The sequence below is a fragment of the Micromonospora sp. ATLC20 genome, assembly GCF_057196585.1.
On the sequence record NZ_JBXUOV010000315.1, the window covers coordinates 1 to 3,444 of the forward strand.

3 protein-coding genes are annotated in these 3,444 nt (G+C 77.7%); all 3 read left to right on the forward strand.

Annotation, left to right across the window (positions count from 1 at the left end):
• On the forward strand, window positions 1-440 hold a 440-nt coding region (locus AC2CHG_RS30690; protein WP_484526131.1), incomplete at its 5' end, for a DUF5682 family protein.
• Complete coding sequence (locus AC2CHG_RS30695) at window positions 437-1,549, forward strand: VWA domain-containing protein (protein WP_135240398.1); 1,113 nt, start codon at window positions 437-439, stop codon at window positions 1,547-1,549. The genes AC2CHG_RS30690 and AC2CHG_RS30695, both read left to right, overlap by 4 nt.
• A gap of 9 nt (window positions 1,550-1,558) precedes the next feature.
• The coding region (locus AC2CHG_RS30700; protein ID WP_484526132.1) for a hypothetical protein at window positions 1,559-3,444 on the forward strand (1,886 nt) is incomplete at its 3' end.

Consider the following 3,444-nt stretch of genomic DNA (forward strand, 5'->3'; position numbering starts at 1 on the left):
CGCCGGACCTGCGCGGCGCGGCGCTGGGCCTGGCCTGGTCGCTGGGGGACGTGCCGGACGCGGCCCGCGCGGTCCGGGCCGTGGCCGCGCCGGACACGCTCGGCGACTGGCTGTCCGGGCTGTTCGCGCTGGCCCGGGAGGAGGTGGTCAGCGGCGACGCGGCGCTGCTCACAGTGGTGGACGAACTGCTCGCCGCGATGGGCGCGTACGACTTCCTGGTGGCGCTGCCCGCGCTGCGGCAGGCGTTCGGCTGGTTCCCGCCCCGGGAGCGGGCGGAGGTGGCCCGGCACGTGCAGGCGCTGCACGGCGGCGACGCGCCGCCCAGTGACCTGCTGCGCCTGGACGCCGACCCGCTGCTGGTGGCCGCCGCCCGCGCGGTGGAGGAGCGGGTCGACGCGGTGCTGACCCGGGAGGGGCTGTGGGAAGGGGACCGGACGTGACCGACCCGATGCGGGAACGCTGGCGGCTGGTGCTCGGCGACGCCGCGCAGGACAGCCTGGGCGGCCTGTCGGCCGAGGCGGCCGGCCGGGACGCCGCGCTGGACTGGCTCTACGGCCGGGACGCCGAACTCGGCCGCCGCGACGTGCGGCGAGGCGGGTCCGGCCCGTCCGCGCTGACCACTGTGGACTGGCTGGACGGGATCACCCGGCTGTTCCCCAAGGAGACGGTGCAGCGGCTGGAACGCGACGCGGTCGAGCGGTACGGCATCCACGAGGTCGTCACCGACCCGGCAGTGCTGGCCCGGGTCGAGCCGAACCCGGCGCTGCTGCGCGCGGTGCTGCGCACCAAGCACCTGATGGACCCGCAGGTGCTGCGGCTGGCCCGCAAGCTGGTCGAGGCGGTGGTGCGGCAACTGGTCGAGCGGCTGGCCGCCGACGTGCGGCAGTCGTTCTCCGGGCCCCGGGCGCGCCGCCCCAGCCGGTTCCGGCAGGCCCGCAACTTCGACGTACGCCGGACCATCCGGGCGAACCTGGCGCACTGGCGGCCGGACGAGCGCCGCCTGCACGTCCGGCAGCCGCACTTCTTCTCCCGTACCCGCCGCCACCTGGACCGCTGGCAGGTGATCCTGCTGGTGGACCAGTCCGGCTCGATGCTCGGCTCGGTGATCCACGCCGCGGTGACCGCCGCCTGCCTGTGGGGGCTGCCGGGCGTACGCACCCACCTGGTCGCCTTCGACACCGATGTGGTCGACCTGACCTCCGACGTGGACGACCCGGTGGAGCTGCTGATGAAGGTGCAGCTCGGCGGCGGCACCGACATCGCTCGCGCGGTCGCGTACGGCGCGCAGCTCGTGGAGAACCCGCGCCGGGCGATCGTCGCGTTGGTGTCCGACTTCTACGAGGGCGGGGACGCCGGGCGTCTGGTCCGGTCGGTGAAGCAGCTCGTGGAGCAGGGCACGCACGTGCTCGCGCTGGCCGCGCTGGACGAGGAGGCCGACCCGGCGTACGACCGGGCCACCGCCCAGCGGCTGGCCGACGTGGGCGCGGCGGTGGGCGCGATGACGCCGGGCGAGCTGGCCGCGTTCGTGGCCGAGCACGTGGGCCGGTAGGGGGACCGGATGACCCGTGACGACCTGATCGCGCTCACCCCGGACGTGCTGGCCGCGCTGAGCAACAGGGGCCTGGTGAAGCGCGCCACGAAGGAGGTCGACGCCGGTGAGCGGCCGATGCTCACCGAGGACGCCGACGGCGAGGTGCGCGCGGCGTACCCGGACGGGGTGACGGTGACGCTGCCCGGGGGCGGCGGCCTCGCGGCCGGGATCTGCTCCTGTCCGGCGCCCGGCGTGTGCCGGCACCTGCTCGCCGTCGTGCTGACCTACCAGCGCACGCACGCCGACGCCCCGGACCGCGAGGCCGCGCCCGACGGGGAGGCCGCGTCGAACCGGCACGCCGCGCCGGATCACGACGCCGCACCGGACCGGAAGGCCGCGTCGGACGGCAAGGCCGCTTCGGACTGGGAGGCCGCGCCGGGCCGGGACGCGGCGCCGGACGGGGAGGACGCCTCAGCCGGGAGCGAGCCGTGGCGGTGGTCGCCGGGCGACGTCACCGACGAGGAACTGGCCGCCGCGATCGGCGCGCCCGCGCTCACCGCCGCGCGACGGCGGCTGCGTCGCGGCTACGCCGCAGTGGTCCACCGGCCGGACGCCGCCGACCCGGTTCCGCGCGTGGAGCTGCCCACCGGCACGGTCCGCTTCCTGGTGCCGCGCCAGATCGGGTACGCGCGCGGCGACGCGGCCGACGACGGCGGCGAAGCGATCGCCCTCGCGGTGTGGGCGTGCCGGACGGCCGACCGGGAGCAGCCGGACCGGCCCGAGGCGCAGGTACGCGTCGGCGGAACCGCCACCGTGACGGAGCATCCGGCGCTGGACGCGGCGGTGGCGCTGGCCGCCGACGTGCTGCTGACCGGGGCCGCGCACCTGGGCTCCGGCGTGGACGGCCGGCTCGCCGCCGCCCGGCGTGACCTCGACGCGGCCGGTCTGCGCTGGCCGCTGCTCGCCGTGGAGGACCTGGCCGGGCAGATGGAGGCGTACGCCGCGCGCGGCGCCCGGTACCGGCCGGAGACGTTCGCCGACCTGCTCGCCGAGTTGCCCGCCCGGCGGCGCGCGGTGGTGAACGCCGGCGCCACCCCGGTGGAGCGGGTACTCGGTACGCACGAGCCGGCGGAGACGCCGCTACGGCGGGTACGGCTGACCGGCCTGGGCGCCCGGGTCCGGGAGAGTGGCGGCGAGGTGGGCGTGGACGTGGTGCTCGCCCACCCGGCGGCCGTCTCGGTGCTGGTGCTGCGCCGCGCCTACCCGGTCACCGACGACGACCCGCCCACCGGGCACGAGCTGGCCGGTCGGCGCGTCACCGGCGCCACGCTCGGCGCGCTCGCCACCGGCAACGTGGTCTCCGAGTCGGCGGTGCGCAGCGCCGCGCACCGGCTCCGGATCGCCGCCGGCCGGCTGGCCCGCACCACTGTCACCCCCGGCGCGGGGGAGTGGTCCGGCCTGCCGTCCGGCCTGCTCGCCCGCGACCCGGACGCGCTCGCCGCCGAGCTGGCCGGGCGGCCACCCCGGCTGCTGCGCCCCCGGACCGCCGCCGAGTCAGTGCGGGTGCTCGCGCTCGGCGAGGTGCGCGCCATCGGGTACGCGGCCGGTGAGCAGCGCCTGCACGCCACGGTGACCGGGGCCGACGGGGGCACGGCTACCGTCACCGCGACCCACCACGCCGCCGCACCTGGCGCACTCGACGCGCTCGCGGCAGCGCTGGACGGCGCACACGGGCCGCCGCGCTACGTCAGCGGGACGGTGCGCCGGGGTGCCGACGGACTCGTCGTCGAGCCGCTGGCGGTGGTCGCCGACGCGGTGGTCGTACCCGATCTGGCACCCGGGGTGGGCGACGGCCGGCTGGCCGGCGCGATAGACGCCCGGCCCGACCCGGTCGCCGCGGCGCTGGGTGCGGC